This is a genomic window from Mycobacterium sp. NPDC006124 (assembly GCF_040614235.1).
GTDB lineage: Bacteria > Actinomycetota > Actinomycetes > Mycobacteriales > Mycobacteriaceae > Mycobacterium.
The window spans coordinates 698,784-713,158 of record NZ_JBEXUA010000001.1 but is presented as its reverse complement, the minus strand read 5'-3'; the positions used below and the strand labels follow the sequence as shown (position 1 = coordinate 713,158).

At 68.1% G+C, this 14,375-nt stretch carries 18 protein-coding genes and 1 pseudogene; 13 read left to right on the top strand and 6 right to left on the bottom strand.

Annotation, left to right across the window (positions count from 1 at the left end):
* Positions 1 to 78: 78 nt before the first annotated feature.
* The gene (locus tag ABZ195_RS03460; protein ID WP_355214831.1) at positions 79 to 1,509 is read left to right on the top strand and encodes an MFS transporter; all 1,431 of its coding nucleotides are present in this window, start codon (positions 79 to 81) and stop codon (positions 1,507 to 1,509) included.
* Positions 1,510 to 1,522: 13 nt separating this feature from the next.
* Here the strand turns inward: ABZ195_RS03460 and ABZ195_RS03455 are convergent, their stop codons facing one another.
* A complete protein-coding gene (locus ABZ195_RS03455) occupies positions 1,523 to 1,972 on the bottom strand; it encodes a hypothetical protein (RefSeq protein ID WP_355214829.1) in 450 nt (149 codons plus the stop codon).
* A complete protein-coding gene (locus ABZ195_RS03450) occupies positions 1,965 to 2,453 on the bottom strand; it encodes a MarR family transcriptional regulator (RefSeq protein WP_355214954.1) in 489 nt (162 codons plus the stop codon). Before ABZ195_RS03450 ends, ABZ195_RS03455 begins: the two co-directional genes overlap by 8 nt.
* 69 nt (positions 2,454 to 2,522) lie before the next feature.
* Here ABZ195_RS03450 and ABZ195_RS03445 point away from each other — a divergent pair, with 69 nt between their 5' ends.
* Positions 2,523 to 3,500, top strand: coding sequence for a cytochrome c oxidase assembly protein (locus ABZ195_RS03445; protein ID WP_355214828.1), 978 nt, complete (start codon positions 2,523 to 2,525; stop codon positions 3,498 to 3,500).
* 127 nt (positions 3,501 to 3,627) lie between these two features.
* Positions 3,628 to 4,542: a serine/threonine-protein kinase gene (locus ABZ195_RS03440; RefSeq protein ID WP_355214952.1), complete on the top strand. Its 915-nt coding sequence runs from the start codon at positions 3,628 to 3,630 to the stop codon at positions 4,540 to 4,542.
* Between the two features lie 150 nt (positions 4,543 to 4,692).
* On the opposite strand, the gene ABZ195_RS03435 is transcribed toward ABZ195_RS03440, so the two are convergent.
* Positions 4,693 to 4,887, bottom strand: a complete 195-nt coding sequence (locus ABZ195_RS03435) for a three-helix bundle dimerization domain-containing protein (RefSeq protein ID WP_355214826.1) — start codon at positions 4,885 to 4,887, stop codon at positions 4,693 to 4,695.
* Positions 4,888 to 4,997: 110 nt separating this feature from the next.
* Here ABZ195_RS03435 and ABZ195_RS03430 point away from each other — a divergent pair, with 110 nt between their 5' ends.
* Both ABZ195_RS03430 and ABZ195_RS03425 read left to right on the top strand, forming a co-directional pair.
* Entirely contained in the window at positions 4,998 to 5,252 is a 255-nt protein-coding gene (locus ABZ195_RS03430; RefSeq protein ID WP_355214825.1) for a hypothetical protein, read from the top strand.
* A 192-nt stretch (positions 5,253 to 5,444) separates the two neighbouring features.
* Entirely contained in the window at positions 5,445 to 6,158 is a 714-nt protein-coding gene (locus ABZ195_RS03425) for an SDR family oxidoreductase (RefSeq protein WP_355214823.1), read from the top strand.
* On the opposite strand, the gene ABZ195_RS03420 is transcribed toward ABZ195_RS03425, so the two are convergent.
* Positions 6,155 to 7,462, bottom strand: coding sequence for a fatty acid desaturase (locus tag ABZ195_RS03420; protein ID WP_355214821.1), 1,308 nt, complete (start codon positions 7,460 to 7,462; stop codon positions 6,155 to 6,157). The two genes, ABZ195_RS03425 and ABZ195_RS03420, sit on opposite strands and share 4 nt — an antisense overlap.
* A 236-nt stretch (positions 7,463 to 7,698) precedes the next feature.
* On the opposite strand from ABZ195_RS03420, the gene ABZ195_RS03415 reads away from it, so the two are divergent.
* From ABZ195_RS03415 to ABZ195_RS03400, 4 genes are all read left to right on the top strand, one after another.
* Positions 7,699 to 8,943 carry an NADH:flavin oxidoreductase/NADH oxidase family protein gene (locus ABZ195_RS03415; RefSeq protein WP_355214820.1) on the top strand — a complete coding sequence of 415 codons (1,245 nt, stop codon included), beginning with the start codon at positions 7,699 to 7,701 and terminating at the stop codon, positions 8,941 to 8,943.
* 54 nt (positions 8,944 to 8,997) lie between these two features.
* Positions 8,998 to 9,594: a helix-turn-helix domain-containing protein gene (locus ABZ195_RS03410; RefSeq protein WP_355214818.1), complete on the top strand. Its 597-nt coding sequence runs from the start codon at positions 8,998 to 9,000 to the stop codon at positions 9,592 to 9,594.
* Between the two features lie 105 nt (positions 9,595 to 9,699).
* Entirely contained in the window at positions 9,700 to 10,935 is a 1,236-nt protein-coding gene (locus tag ABZ195_RS03405) for an acyl-CoA dehydrogenase family protein (RefSeq protein ID WP_355214816.1), read from the top strand.
* Positions 10,932 to 11,564 (top strand): TetR/AcrR family transcriptional regulator, encoded by a 633-nt coding sequence (locus ABZ195_RS03400; RefSeq protein ID WP_355214814.1) that lies wholly within the window; start codon positions 10,932 to 10,934, stop codon positions 11,562 to 11,564. Before ABZ195_RS03405 ends, ABZ195_RS03400 begins: the two co-directional genes overlap by 4 nt.
* Here ABZ195_RS03400 and ABZ195_RS03395 read toward each other — a convergent pair.
* On the bottom strand, positions 11,544 to 11,789 hold the full coding sequence (locus ABZ195_RS03395) for a helix-turn-helix domain-containing protein (protein ID WP_355214812.1): 246 nt from the start codon (positions 11,787 to 11,789) through the stop codon (positions 11,544 to 11,546). The genes ABZ195_RS03400 and ABZ195_RS03395 overlap by 21 nt on opposite strands.
* Here ABZ195_RS03395 and ABZ195_RS03390 point away from each other — a divergent pair.
* Entirely contained in the window at positions 11,782 to 11,919 is a 138-nt protein-coding gene (locus ABZ195_RS03390; protein WP_355214811.1) for a hypothetical protein, read from the top strand. The two genes, ABZ195_RS03395 and ABZ195_RS03390, sit on opposite strands and share 8 nt — an antisense overlap.
* A gap of 3 nt (positions 11,920 to 11,922) precedes the next feature.
* Here the strand turns inward: ABZ195_RS03390 and ABZ195_RS03385 are convergent.
* Positions 11,923 to 12,397, bottom strand: a pseudogene (locus ABZ195_RS03385) (DUF2231 domain-containing protein).
* Positions 12,398 to 12,468: 71 nt separating this feature from the next.
* On the opposite strand from ABZ195_RS03385, the gene ABZ195_RS03380 reads away from it, so the two are divergent.
* From ABZ195_RS03380 to ABZ195_RS03370, 3 genes are read left to right on the top strand one after another with little or no spacing between them, the layout of a single operon-like run.
* Positions 12,469 to 13,017 (top strand): Chromate resistance protein ChrB, encoded by a 549-nt coding sequence (locus ABZ195_RS03380; protein WP_355214809.1) that lies wholly within the window; start codon positions 12,469 to 12,471, stop codon positions 13,015 to 13,017.
* Between the two features lie 10 nt (positions 13,018 to 13,027).
* Entirely contained in the window at positions 13,028 to 13,798 is a 771-nt protein-coding gene (locus tag ABZ195_RS03375; RefSeq protein WP_355214807.1) for a hypothetical protein, read from the top strand.
* On the top strand, positions 13,795 to 14,001 hold the full coding sequence (locus ABZ195_RS03370) for a hypothetical protein (protein WP_355214806.1): 207 nt from the start codon (positions 13,795 to 13,797) through the stop codon (positions 13,999 to 14,001). Before ABZ195_RS03375 ends, ABZ195_RS03370 begins: the two co-directional genes overlap by 4 nt.
* Positions 14,002 to 14,375 lie beyond the last annotated feature (374 nt).

The following is a 14,375-nucleotide window of genomic DNA, read 5'->3' as shown; positions in this document are numbered from 1 at the left end:
GCGTAGGTTCCGGCGGCGGCGGGAATGCCCGAGGGGGTCGCCGCGGTTGTGTCGGCACGGACGAGAGGAGCTGCGGCGTTGACCGTCACCAGTGGAGCCGCGGTGGGATTCCGCTCCGAGCGAGGGCCCGTGCTGATCTCGGTCATGCTGAGCACGGGGCTGGTGGCCATCGACTCCACCGTGCTCGCGACGGCGGTGCCGTCGATCGTCGGTGAGCTGGGCGGCTTCCACCAGTTCCCGTGGTTGTTCTCGGCCTACCTGCTGGGCCAAGCGGTCACTACGCCGATCTACGCCAAGCTGTCCGACGTCTTCGGTCGCAAGCCGATCCTGTTGCTGGGGGTCGGATTGTTCCTGCTGGGCTCGATCCTGTGCGCCGCGGCATGGAACATGCTGGCGCTGATCGTCTTTCGAGCGGTGCAGGGTTTGGGCGCCGGCGCCGTGCAACCGACGGCGATGACCATCGTCGGCGACGTGTACACCGTGGCCGAACGCGCCAGAGTGCAGGGATATCTCGCCAGCGTGTGGGCGATCTCGTCAGTGGTCGGACCGATGCTGGGCGGGGCGTTCTCCCAACTGGGAATCTGGCGTGGCGTGTTCCTCGTCAACATTCCGCTGTGTCTGCTGGCGGCGTGGATGTTCAACCGGCACTTCCACGAGACCGTCGAGCGGCGGCACCGCTCGGTGGATACCACCGGCGCGGTGTTGCTGGCCTTGGCGATGACCGCCCTGGTGCTGGGCGTCCTCGGTGGTGGCCAGAGTTGGGCCTGGAACTCCCTGCCGAGCATCGGAGCGTTCACCGTGGGCGCGGTGCTGCTCGTCGCGTTCGTGCTGGTCGAGCGACGGGCCGCGGAGCCGATCCTGCCGCTGTGGGTGTTCTCGCGGCGGTTGTTGTGCGCCACCACGATCGTCGCCTTCGGCGTCGGCGCCATCCTCATGGGGCTCACGTCGTACGTGCCCACGTTCCTGGAGGGGTCGCTGGGCGTCGAACCCATCGTCGCCGGTCTCGCGTTGGCGGCCTTGACCATCGGTTGGCCCGCGACCGCGGCGATCGCCGGAAGATTCTATCTACGTTGGGGTTTCAAGTGGACCGCGGTGATCGGCGTGACGCTGGTCATCGTCGGCGCGACGGCGTTGGTGACCACCGTCGGCCGGCCCGACGTGGCGGTCGTGGCCGTGGCGTGCCTGGTGATGGGCGGCGGCATGGGGTTGCTCGCCGTGCCCACCTTGATCGCCGCACAGTCCAGCGTGGAGTGGGCGGAGCGCGGTGTGGTCACCGGCAACAACATGTTCGCCCGCTCGCTGGGCAGTGCCATCGGCGTCGCGATCTTCGGAGCCATCGCCAACTCGATCTTCGGCGCCGGGGACATCCACGCGGTCGGGCCGGTGGCCATTCAGGCGGGTTCGGCGGCGGTGTTCACCGGGGTCCTCGCCGTCGCCGTGGCGACCGCCGTCGCCGTGATCGCCATGCCCCGAACGCCGGTGACGCCGGTGACCTCCGCGGCGGAGTAGCCCGGGGCGACCCTCACCGCACCAGCACCTCGAGTTCTGCGCGGTAGCGCGCCCGGTCCTGTTCGCTCAGCGGCGGCGCGAACTCGACGACGATGGTCTCGAGCTGGAACAGATTGTGCGACGCCGCGTAGTCCTGCGCCTTGGCCGTGGTGGCGAAGGACTTGACCCGCACGGTGTCGGTCACCACCGACTGCTGACATCCGCTGGCGACGCATTCCTGGGCGGTGGCGTCCACGGGGTTGGGTGCGCTCAATCCCGCTTGCACCAACGCGTTCACGACACCACGGGCACTGAGCGCGCCGAGTTCGCCGCCCCGGGTGGCGGTCGCGGACAACGTCGTGGACTGCGCGACGGCCGACGACGCGGGAGGTGGATAGCCCGGAAGCTTGCTCGAACACGCGCCGAGCCCGCCCGCCACCAGCACGCCGAGAACGAGGACCCGGACGGGCCCGAGATCAGACAAGGAAGTCACCACCCGGCGCGACGGCGGGCTCGCCACCGGCTCGGGTGAACGCGGTGAGCGCGCGCACCAGACCGTGTCGGTCGTCCTCGGGCATCGTCGCGACGATCTCGGCGAGGAGCCGGCGCCGTTCGGAGGTGACGGCGGCGACCACCCGGCGACCGCGCGCGGTGAGGTCGACGACGAGTTCGCGGCGGGAGTCGGGATTGGGACGTCGGTCGATGAGCCCGGCCCCGACGAGCCGTTCCACCATCCGGCCGGTCGTCGAGGGTCGGACGTCGAGCAGACCGGCCAGGGTGGCCAGGTTGACCGGCCCCCGCGTCGACAGGATCACCAGGGTGCGGAACTGGGCGATGGTGAGCGTGTCGTCGTTCTCGGCGATGGAGCGCGACGCGATGGCCACCAGCAGCCGGGAAGCCGTCAGCAGAGCGTCGGTGATCGCGTCCACCGAGTCCCGCGCGTCGACGACGTCACTCGTCGGCATGTGACCCCCTCCGTCCAACTCGGCCTCGCCCGAGGCTATGAGCAACTGTTGCATACTGCAATGGTGAACATGGACGCCGCGCCATCGCCCGACCTCGCCGCCGTCTTGGCGGCGTGGATGGCGTCACCGGTGGCCGACCTGCTGATCGTGCTCGGCGTGGGGGTCTACCTGGCCATGCTGATCCGGCTACGCCGACGCGGGCAGCGGTGGGCGCCACTGCGCACCTCGGCGGCCGCGGCCGCCGTCGTCCTACTGGTGCTGGTGGTCAACGGTCCCCTGGCGGTGTACTCGCACCATCTGTTCTGGGTGCACATGATCGTGCACTTGATCCTGATCACCGTGGTGCCGGCACTTCTCGTCTGGGCTCAACCCATTCGGCTGTTGCACGACGTCGGCGGTCCGCTCGGCGACCGCGTCGACCGCGCCCGCCACGGACGGACCTTCCGGTGGCTCATCTCGCCGCGGGTGACGGTGCCGCTCTACGCCGCGGTGCTGGTGCTCACCCACCTCACCGGATTCCAGGAGGCGATGAGCCAGCACGAGTGGATCCACGACGGAGAGCTGGTCCTCTACCTCGTCGCCGGCTACCTGCTGCTGCTGCCTCTGGTCGGCGACGAGTTGACCACCGAGCCACCCCTGGCCCACCTGCTCAGATTCGTCGTGCTCGCCATCTGCATGTTCCCCGACACCCTGGTGGGGATCATGCTGATGATGACCAGCACTCCCCTGGCACCGGCCTACGCCGCATCACGGGATTGGGGCCCGTCGGCCCTGGTCGACCAGGCGACCGCCGGGGCCGTCATGTGGTTCGGTGGTGACGGATTGATGATGGTGCTCATGGTGATCGTCGGCGGCCGCTGGGTCGCCAGCGGCGACCGCACCGGCACCAGCCTCGGGCCCTGGCTCGACGGTGTGCGCAGAGGCGCGACCCTCGGCACCGACACGACGTCTGACTCCTCGGTCGACCTGGATGACGACGATGCCGCCCTGGCGGCCTACAACGCCCGCCTCGCCGCCCTGCACGACTCGACCCGCCGCGGGCACTGACGATCGGCGCGGACCGACCACCCCTGCGGATCGCCGCGCTGCGATACCGTGAACGACGTCCGCGCTCCCGCCACGAAGGCGAGCGCGGTCATCGGTCCGGCTGGGAGGACGCATCGCCGTGACGCGCATGGCCGGGCTGGTGCTGGCCGAGCGATTCAAGCTCAAGCGGCTCATCGGGTTTGGCGGCACGGGTCAGGTCTGGGAGGCCACCGAGTTGCCGACCCGCAAGCTCGTCGCCCTGAAGATCCTGCGCGACGACGTGGCCGAGGATCTGGTGACCCAGGCGCGTTTTCGCCGGGAGGCCGACACCGTCGCCTCGCTCGACCACCCGGGCATCGCCCGCTTCGTCGACTATGGCCACGTCTTCGATCCCTCCCCGTCCGGTGGGCGGACCATCACCTATCTGGCCACCGAGTTCATCCGGGGTGAATCCCTCAGTGCGCTGATCCACCGCTCCGAGCGGCTGCCGGTGGGGCGGGCCCTGAACGTGCTGGAGGGCGTGGCCCGCGCGCTCGGGCACGCCCACGCCGCCGGGGTGGTACATCGCGACGTGAAACCCAGCAACATCCTGGTCACGAAGGACGGTGCAGCCAAGCTGACCGACTTCGGCATCGTGCGGGTGCTGGGCGAAGCCACCCTGACTCACGTCGGGACGGTGATGGGCACCGCGCGGTACATGTCCCCCGAGCAGGCTCGCGGTGACGTGGCAACCGCGGCCAGCGACGTCTACTCGCTCGCCGTCGTCGGATACGAGATGATCACGGGCACACCGCTGTTCGCCGGCCAGGATCCGCTGTCGATCGCGATGAGCCACATGGAGGACGAGCCGGCCCTGCTGCCGGACACCGCCGGCGCGCCACTGCAGGCGCTCGTCGCGCAGGCCTTGCAGAAGGATCCCCGCCGCCGGCCCTCGAACGGGACGGAGTTCGCCGAGGAGATCGCCGCCGCGAGGAGGCCAACCGTCCCACCTACGAAGCCAGCCGACGGATCGGCTCGGACGAAGCGAATACTCGAACGAATGAAGGGCTTTCGTCGCAGCTGACGTGGTGGTGGGCGCTACGTCCGCGGCCAAGTCCAGCAGCCCCGAGCCGAGGCCGCTCTGATGTGGGGGCACCTGCCCGCGGCCCGAGCGGCGTCCGTCCCGGTGGCCGAATGACCACCCCGCACGATTAGCCCGAAGTGGCGGGCTCAGCTAAGAGTTTGCCAGGGTCTCGCGCACGCGACGCTCGACCAGTAACGGCACGAAATCGCGAATCTTGCTGTCCTCGAACCGTTCGTGCGCGGCCTGTACCGCCGACTGGATGCGGTCAGCGGGCAAATCGATGTATCTGCTGGTCAGACGCTGTTCAACCTGCGACAGCGCGGCCTGTTCACTCAAGCTAGCCATGTGTCGAAGTGTGCGCCCGTCACCCCATCGCGTCAACCGAGTGTTCATCTGCCGTCCACCAAGTCTGCCATTGACGAGCAATCATTGGAATTTGGTGAGACGATGCCGACATGTCCAGTGACGCCGAGGTCGAGCAGGCGCGGTCCCTTCTGCGCGAACTCGACGACCAGGTCGAGAAGGTGTCGAAGAAGCTCGAAATCGTCGAACGCCGCAACCGGCGCCTGTCGGCACGCGGGATCGCCCACGTCCACCGCCAGCAGTCCGAACTGCGCCGCGACCTGTACGAGGCGCACCGGTTGATCGACGGCCTGCATCGCCGCTACCCGCAGACCCAGCCGAACCGCATCGCCGTTCCACCTCGCTGAGCAGCCCGTGCCCCATCGATCTGGGGTCGAAGGGTGGTCAATACCATTGCGAGACAAACGCTCTCATCGGCGTAGGCGGCTGGACGCCATCCGTGCGCCGGCGTCGGGAGGCCGGATTGCACAGTTGCACCGATCGGTGTACTTTCGCCAGCAGTAGTACACCGATCAGTTTTCCATCTCAGGAGGATCCACATGACATCGTTGGCTGGCCAGACAGTGCTCGTCACGGGAGCGAACCGCGGCATGGGCCGGGAGTACATCGGACAGTTGCTCGAGCGCGGAGTGACCAAGGTGTACGCCGCGGCGCGTGACCCGCAGTCGGTCGACGAAGCCGATCCCCGCGTGGTCGCGCTCCCCCTCGACGTCACCGATCCGGCGTCGATCGCCGCCGCGAGTCAGGCGGCGCCGGACGTCAGCGTGCTCGTCAACAATGCCGGTATCTCGCGCGCCCGATCGGTCCTCGACCCCGACACCTCTGATCTGCGTGCGGAATTGGAGACCAACGTGTTCGGACCGCTGGCCTTGGCGTCCGCGTTCGCCGACCGGATCGCCGAACGCTCCGGTGCCATCGTCAACGTCTCCTCGGTGCTGGCCTGGATGCCCATCGGCGCGAGCTACGGGGTCACCAAGGCCGCCATCGCCAGTGCGACCGACTCGATGCGCGTCGAGCTCGCGCCCCGCGGCGTTCAGGTCGTCGGCGTCTTCTTCGGGCTGGTCGACACCGACATGGCCAGTTTCACCGACCTGCCGAAGGCCGACCCGGCCGACATCGTCCGACAGGTCCTCGACGGTATCGAGGCCGGCGATCTGGAGGTCCTCGGCGACGACATGACCCGCGCCGTGCGTGCCGAACTCGGCAAGCCCATCAGCGAGCGTTCCGCCGGTATGGCGCCGTCGATCTTCTAGCGCGACGAATTCGCCGCCAAGGCGCCGGACTTCGCCGGGTAGGCCGTCGGCGACGGCTTCCGTCGCCGACCGCCGCTGCTCGAGTTGCGCACCGCCGCGATCGCCGTCCGGAGGCCCCGGCGTCGCCCGGAGGCATCGGTCCCCGCGAAGTGAGGACCGAGGCCGTCGAACATCCGCTCACTTCGCGTCTCCGGCGCGTCGTGCTCGGTGTCGTTGAGGAATCTGTCCGGAAGGGACAGCTTGGCGATGGTGCGCCAGGACTTCGCGTACTGCACCACGAAGGATCCTGTGGTGTAGGGCAAGTCGTAGTCGTCGCAGATCCGGCGCACCCGGGCCGATATCTCGTGCAAGCGGTTGCTCGGCAGATCCGGGAAGAGGTGGTGCTCGATCTGGTAGCAGAGGTTGCCGCTCATGAAGCGCAGCACCGGACCGTTGTCGAAGTTGGCGCTGCCAAGCATCTGGCGCAGATACCACTGTCCCCGCGATTCGTCGACCATGTCGGTCGTGGTGAACTTCTCTGCGCCGTCGGGGAAGTGGCCGCAGAAGATGACCGCGTTGGTCCAGATGCTGCGGGCCACGTTGGCGACGGCATTGGCGGTCAGGGTGGACCTGAAGGAGGCGCCCGGGGACAGCGCCGTCAAGGCCGGAAACGCTGCGTAGTCCTTGACGAGTTGGGTGGCTGCCTTCCTTGCGAACTCGCGGGCGCGGACGACGCCGGCCGCCCGGTCACCGGAGTTGCGCACGATCTCGCCCAACTCCACGTGCTGCAGGCCCATTCCCCACTCGAAGCCGACGGCCAGCAGGGCGTTGTAGACCAGGTTGCCCAGGTTGGCCGCGGTCCACGGTTGGTCCCGCGTGACGCGGATGACGCCATAGCCGACGTCGTCGTCCATGCCGAGGATGTTCGTGTACTTGTGATGCATGAAGTTGTGGGTGAAACGCCAGTGCTTCGAGACGTTGACCATGTCCCACTCCCATGTAGAGGAGTGAATCTCGGGATCGTTCATCCAATCCCATTGGCCGTGCATGACGTTGTGGCCGATCTCCATGTTCTCGATCACCTTGGCCACGGCGAGGGTCGCGGTACCCGCCCACCACGCCGGCCGCCGGGAGCCGGCGGCCAGCATCAGCCGGCCGGCGAATTCCAGGGCGCGCTGTGCGGCGATGGTGCGGCGGATGTAGCGGGCGTCGCGCTTGCCCCGCGAGTCTTCGATCTCACGACGGATGGCGTCGAACTCGACACCCAATGCCTCGATGTCCGCCTCGGTGAGGTGAGCAAACCGAGCAACGTCCGCGATTGCCACGCCGTCCCCTTCCGTTGACCGAACAGTGCCACCGTAGCGAGAACCCTGCCCCGGCGTCTGTGCCGGACGTCACCATCGGCGCGGCGTCACCATTTCGTCGATTCTTGGGTCGGCCCCCCCTTGCCCGAACGGTTGATATATACCATTCGGTATACTACGGTCGATCCCGATACGACTACCCCCGTCGGTATGACGTAGGTGCCGCCAACTGCGTGCACTCCTCGAAAGGATCCCGAATGACCTCCCTGCGCGACCCACTGACCCTGCCCTGCGGCCAGGTATTGCCGAACCGGGTGATGAAGGCCGCCCTCAGTGAGGGACTGGCCGACGGGCGCAACGCACCGGACCACCGCCTGGAGACCCTGTACACCACCTGGAGCCAGGGCGGCTTCGGCCTGATCGTGACCGGCAACGTCATGGTCGACGGCACCCAACTTGGCGAACCCGGCAACGTCGTCATCGAGGACGAGCGACACCTCGACGCTCTCTCGCGCTGGGCGAAGACCACCAAGGACGCCGGAGTGCCGATCTGGGTGCAGATCAATCACCCTGGTCGACAATCGAACCCGCTCGCCCTCGGGCACGTCCCGGTGGCCCCGAGCGCGGTCGCGCTGAGCTTCCCCGGCGCACCGACCCCCCGGGCGCTGACGGCGGCCGAGGTCGACGACATCGTCGACCGCTACGCCACCACTGCGCAGGTGTGCGAGACGGCCGGGTTCGACGGCGTCCAGATCCACGCCGCCCACGGTTATCTGGTCGCCCAGTTCCTCTCCCCGTTGACCAATCTTCGCGATGACGAGTGGGGCGGCGACCCTGCGCGCAGGATGCGCTTCCTCCTGGAGATCGTGCGTCGGACGAGGGCCAGGGTCTCCCCCGGGTTCGCCGTCGGAATCAAGCTCAACTCCGCGGACTTCCAACGCGGCGGCTTCACCGAGGACGAGTCGCGCGCCGTGCTGGCCGCGTTGGCCGGTGAAGGCGTCGACCTGTTCGAGATCAGTGGGGGCAGCTACGAACAACCCGCCATGATGGGAACGGCGGCGGCCAGCACCCGGTCTCGCGAGGCGTACTTCCTCGAATACGCCCGCACGGCACGCAACCTCATCGGCGACGTCCCCTTGGCCGTCACCGGTGGGTTCCGGAGCCGCAGCGCGATGTCCGAGGCGGTGTCGAGCGGGGAGTGCGACGTCGTCGGCCTCGGCCGACCGGCCGCCACCACCCCCGACGCCGCGCAGCGAATCCTCGAGGAGCGAGACGAGGTGCTGGCGTCACATCAGGTGCGAGCCGGGATGCGCGGCGTTCTGGGGCGATTCGTCGACCTCAAATCGGTCGACGGACTGCTCGATCTCAGCTGGCACACCGACCAGTTGCACCGCATCGGCGGGGGCCGGCAGCCCGACCTCGAGCGTGGTCGCATCGCAACGGCGGTCGCCATGGTGCGGCGCAACGGCCGGACCTCGTTCGGCAGCAAACGCGGACTGTAGGGACACCCCGTGGCGCCGCTGGCCCACGAGTAAACCCATCGGTACCCTGGAGTGATGACGACTCCACGTGCCACCCCCTCCCCCAGTCGGCGAGGCGGACGTGGCGCGCGTCAGCGCATCCTGGACACCGCCGCCGACCTGTTCTATCGCGAGGGCATCAACGCCACCGGTGTCGAACGACTCGCCAGTGAGGCGGCAGTGTCCAAGAGGACGCTCTACCAACACTTTCCGAGCAAGGACGCGGTGGTCGAGGAATATCTCCGGGCGTTCCGGGAACGAGTCGGCGAACCCGTCCGGTCCGATTCGACCACCGCGCCCACCGACCCACGCTCGTGCTTGCTCGCATTGTTCAAGGCGCCGTCACCCACCGGTCGGATGCGCGGTTGCCCCTTCCACAACGCCGCCGTCGAAGCCGCCGAGGACATGCCGGCAGTCCACGAGATCGTGCGCAACCACAAGCGCGAGTTCGTGGACGGTCTGGTCAGGCTGTCGAAGCAGGCGGGTGCGCGGAACCCTCGAGCCCTCGGGAATCAGCTTGCGGTGCTGTACGAAGGGGCAGCGGCGCTGTCGACGTCGCTCGACGAGAGTGCGCCCTGGACGCATGCCCGTCGGGCTGCGCAGACGTTGGTCGACGGCGCCGTCGGTCACTAAGGACGTGCGCTCACCCGGCTCGCCGCCAAACGAGCGCGTCGGCGGCGGATCGCACTAAACCGTCAGCGTTGACTGTTTGGGCATCACCGGCTAGCTTCGGCGGGCATGACCACGACGATCACTGCGCACGACGTTCGGCGTACGCAGGATGAGATGTCCCACGACACCTGGCTGCCGGAAGAGACGGTCGAGCTGCGCCAGCGGGCTCGCCGAGCCGTCGCCGAGAAACTCGCACCCGTCGCCCGGCGCATCGGCGCGCAGGAGGAATCCGTCGCGAATTTTCCCTGGGACGCCTTCCGGGGCCTGGCCGAAGCAGGCCTGTTCGCCGTGCCCTTCGACTACGGCATCGGCGCCGGACTGCGCCACCCGATGCTGGGAACCTGCACCGTCACCGAGGAGATCGCCTACGAGTCGTCGTCGATGGCGGGGGTCTACGACGGACAGTGCATCCTGGTGCCCCAAGCCCTGAGCTTCGCCTCCGAGGACCTTCGGGAAAGCTTGCTGCCCAAACTCGTCTCAGGCGAGGAGGCCTTCTCCTTCGCCACCACCGAACCCGACGCCAGCAGCGACCTGTCGGTCGCCACGCTCGAGACCGTTGCCGAGGACACGGGCTTGGGCTTCGTCGTCAACGGCCGAAAGCGCTGGATCACCAACAGCATCGTCGCGTCGTGGGCCGCGGTGCTGGTGCGCACCGGATCGCAGATGAACATGCTGCTGATCGCGCTCGACAGTCCCGGCGTGCGCATCGGTCCGCCCGACTTGAAGATGGGTCATCGCGGGCAGATCACCGCCGACATCGTGCTTGAGGACGTCGCGGTGCCGTACGAGAACCTGCTGGGCTCCCCGGGCGGTGGTCTGGCGGTGGCCTTGTCGTGCCTGACGCGGGGTCGCATCGGCATCGGGGCAGCCGGGGTCGGCGTCGCCCAAGCCGCCCTCGACCTGGCGGTCCACCGGCTGCGCACGCGCAAGGCATTCGGCGGCCCACTGGGCAAGATGCAGCACTGGCAGTTCAAGATGGCCGAGCGGGCCACCGAGATCGAGTGCGCGAGAATGCTTTACCAGAAGGCGGCGACCCGACTCGACGAGGGTGACCGGTCCGCCGAACCCGAGGCGGCGATGGCCAAGGCCTACGGAACCCGGGTCGCCGTCGACGTGGTCAGGGACGCCATGCAGATTCACGGTGGCTTCGGCTTCGCGCGCCAGATCGGCGAAACCGGCGAGTCCGTTCGGCTCGAGGAGCTCTACCGGGATGCCAAGATCCTGGAGATCTTCGAAGGGGCAAACGAACTGCAGCAGTGGGTCATTGCGCGCAAGTTGATCGGTCGCGACGTCACCGGATGACCGACCGCCGCCCGACGACGGCCGTCCGACCCCAGCGCGCCCAGCAGGAACGCAGCCGCATCGCCAAGCAGCGCATCCTCGACGCGACGGTGCGGGTGCTGGTCGACCACGGATACGCCAACACCACGACGCTGCGCATCCAAGACGAAGCCCAGGTGTCACGTGGCGGGCTGCTCAACCACTTCCCGTCACGGGATGCCCTGGTGGTCGCCGCAGTCCAGCACCTCGCCACCGAGCGAATACAGGCCCTAGGATCGCGGACGTCCTGGCCCGAGGATCTCGCGGACCGCGTCGACGAGGCGGTCGATGCGATGTGGGCGACGTACTCGCAGTCCTACTTCTGGGCATCAGTCGAGTTGTGGGTCGCCTCGCGAACCAAACCCGAGCTGCGAGAGGCACTGCGACCGGCTGAGCACACCACCGGCGAGATGGTCCGCACCTTCACCGACGCCTTCTTCGGCACGACCTTGACCGCCCGCCCGTCCTATCCCATGGTGCGCGAACTGCTCAACACCAGCATGCGTGGCGTCGCCCTGACCTATGCGTTCGAGCCGCGCGACCCCAGCCGCGATCCGCACCTCGCCACGTGGAAGTCCGTGGCCGCCAACCTACTGCTCACGGCGGATTGAGGGGCCCCCACCAGCGGTGGTCATGGTGCGATAGGCCCTCGGGCTCATGCCCTTCCACCGACGAAACGCCTGCGAGAAGCTCGACACCTCCCGATAGCCGAGCCGGCGGGCCGTCTCGGTCACCGGCACCCCGCTGGCCAAGAACTCTCGGCGAAGCCCTCCCGGATGGACCCGCGTTCTCCAAATCCGCCTACTGTTCGAGCAAGCACGCCGACGGATGATCATTCCCGGTCGCAGGACCCGGGCCGCCGTGCTGGCCAACAGGTTCGCGCCCGCCCTCGCCGACACCGTGGCGAGGCGTCGGATGGCCAAGGCGCAGAGCACGTTCCACAAGGGGCGCGACCATCCCGCCTGATGATCACGACCCGGCCGTGGCCGACTGCTCCCCCCACGTCGCGGTGGCTCCGGACTCGCCGATGCGATACACCTGGACCGCGGTCGCCACACTCGCGATCGCGACGACCGCCGCCAAGGTCCACGAGATCACCGGCTTCAGCGCCTTGCCGCGGACCTCTCGGACGTGGATGACGGCCAGCAGGACTGCCGCGACCATCAACGCGACGGCGAAGTAGATCATCGTGTCACCGAGTTCGGTGTGCACGTGGAGCAATGGTGAGCGGCCCACCTGGTCCTCGAGCCATTCCCCGGCGTCGGTGGTCAGCGGTGTCAGCACCATGGTGAGCGCCGCCAGCGCGAGCACCAGCCAGACCAAACGCTCCCGCGCGGCCCGCCACACAGGCGCACAGCACGGCCAGGACCGCCGTCAAGGGGGCCAACACGACGATGAAGTGAACCAGCAACGCGTGTGCCGGCAGACCGTTGACCGTGTTCATGTGCTCGCTCTCATCAGTGTGCCAACCCGATCGCAACACTGCCGAATGTAACACCCGCTACAGTCCACGGTGTGCCGAAGACTGATGAACTTCAGTGGCTCGTCCTCGTGGTCCGCGTGCCCGCCGAGCCCTCGCGCCATCGCGTGGCGGTGTGGCGAGAGTTACGCCGCACGGGCGCAGTCGCATTGGGACAGGGCGTCTGGATGGTGCCGGACGTGCCGGCCTTCGCCGGGGGCATCACGCGCACCGTCGAACTGGCGCAGCGGGGCGACGGTGACGTGACGGTGTTGACCGCGGTGGGACGCGACGAGGGCGATTCCTCCCGCCTGGAGACGATGTTCACCGATCAGCGGACCGAGGAATGGGCCGAGTTCATCTCGGAGTGCGGCAAGTTCGACGCCGAGATCGACCACGAGATTCGGATCCGGAAGTTCACCATGGCCGAACTCGAGGAGGAGGAGCAGAGCCTCGAACGCCTGCGGCGCTGGCATCGCGAGCTGGCGGCGCGCGACGTCTTCGGCGCGCCCACGGCTCAGGAGGCGACCCAGCAGTTGAAGCACTGCGCACAACGCCTCGACGACTACACCGAGCGGGTCTTCGCCGCGCTCCACCAGATGTGAGGCCACGCCCGTGAACGGATCGGCCGCGCTCTTCGTCACCGTCTTCGTCGCGTGTCTCGTGGAGGCCGTCGAAGCGCTGACGATCGTGCTGGCGGCGGGGACGGCCCGCGACTGGCGGTCGGCCCTCACCGGCGCCTGTGCCGGCGTGACGGTCCTCGTCGTCGGTCTGGTCGTCCTCGGGCCGGCGATCTCGCTGATACCGCTCGACGGGCTGCGCCTCGTCGTCGGCGGATTGCTGCTGATCTTCGGCCTGCAGTGGTTGCGCAAGGCGATCTTGCGCGCCAGCGGACACAAGGCAATTCACGACGAAGAGCTGGCCTATCGGTCCGTGGTCGCCGAGGCCCGGGGAGCGCCCACCTCCGCTCGGGCCATGGTGCCCGACTGGTACGCCTTCACGCTGTCGTTCAAGGGCGTGTTCCTCGAAGGCGTCGAGGTCGCGTTCATCGCGCTGACCTTCGGGGCCAATCAGGGCCGGCTCCCGCTGGCCGTCCTGGCCGCCGCGGCTGCGGTGGTCGTCGTCGCCGCCGTGGGCGCCGCGGTCCGGGCGCCGCTGGCGAAGGTGCCGGAGAACGCCATGAAGTTCGGCGTGGGTGTGATGCTGACGGCCTTCGGAATCTACTGGGGTGCCGAGGGTGCCGGTGCCCAGTGGCCGGGTGAGGACGTGGCGCTGGTGTTCTTGGTTCCCGCGGTCGCGCTCTACGCAGGAGCCCTGGTGATCGTGTTCAGGCGCACGGCACCGGCTGCCGCGGACGACGTCGTCGCAGAGGGTGATCGACGATGACGGGACTGCGCGCCGTCCTCGCCTTCTGGTACGACTTCCTCGTCGGTGACGACTGGCGGGTCGCAGCGTTGGTGGCGGTGGCATTGGCCGCCACCGTGACGATCGACCACGTCACCGGGGACGGGCCATGGTGGATCCTGGTGGTGGCGGTCATGGCGGCCCTACCCGCGAGCATCTACCGGGTGACGCGCCGGCGGCGCTGAGCCGTCCCCCTAGCCCTTTCCTCAGCCACCGAATCAACCTCGAACATGTTCCTTCGCAACCTGATTGGCGGCAGCACGATCGTCGGTGCGATGCTGGCCAGCACTACCGCAACCGCAGCTGCCGATCCTCCGAAGTGCACGGCCGCCGACCTGGCCGGCGTGATGTCCGGCCTCAACGCTGATGGTCCCGGCTGGTATCGAACCGGCGACCTTCCGAGCGTGAGATGGTTCAAGGCACAGGCGTTTTCGCTCTTCGCTGGTCACAGCGGCGCAAATCGGCCGACTTCGACCCCTCGGAGCACCTGCTCCGAGGAATTGGCACCATTGTGAACCCATGGCTCTGCCGATCGGCGCCCGATGCTCGTCGAGCGCCG